Origin of the sequence: Rhodovarius crocodyli (assembly GCF_004005855.1) — a bacterium.
GTDB classification, from domain to species: domain Bacteria; phylum Pseudomonadota; class Alphaproteobacteria; order Acetobacterales; family Acetobacteraceae; genus Rhodovarius; species Rhodovarius crocodyli.
In genome coordinates this window covers 1-376 of record NZ_SACL01000038.1, presented here as the reverse complement: position 1 = coordinate 376, position 376 = coordinate 1, and the positions used below count along the sequence as shown (strand labels likewise).

The following is a 376-nucleotide window of genomic DNA, read 5'->3' as shown; positions in this document are numbered from 1 at the left end:
AGCTTCTCGACCAGCTTCTTCACGTCCTGCGCCTTCGAGCGGTGCATGGCCAGCACCGCGTCGTCGGTGACCACGATCACGGCATCGTCCAGGCCCACCACGCCGGTCAGCATGCCCTCGCTGCGGATGTAGCTGTTGGAGGTGCCGACCAGGTGCACCGGGCCCTTGGTGACGTTGCCGTCGGCGTCCTTTTCCCCGATGTCCCACAGGGCGGCCCAGCTGCCGACATCAGACCAGCCGATGGAGCACGGCACGACCGCGCCGTTCTGGGTGCGCTCCATCACGGCATAGTCGATGGAGATGTTGGGGGTGGCGGCGAAGGGGGCGGGGTCGAGGCGGATGAAGTCGAGGTCGCGCTGGGCGCCGGCCATGGCGC

The 376-nt window shown here is 68.4% G+C and carries 1 pseudogene; it reads right to left on the bottom strand.

What is annotated here, in order from left to right:
- Positions 1–376 (bottom strand): annotated as a pseudogene (gene cpsB / locus EOD42_RS25670) (mannose-1-phosphate guanylyltransferase/mannose-6-phosphate isomerase); the annotation flags it as partial.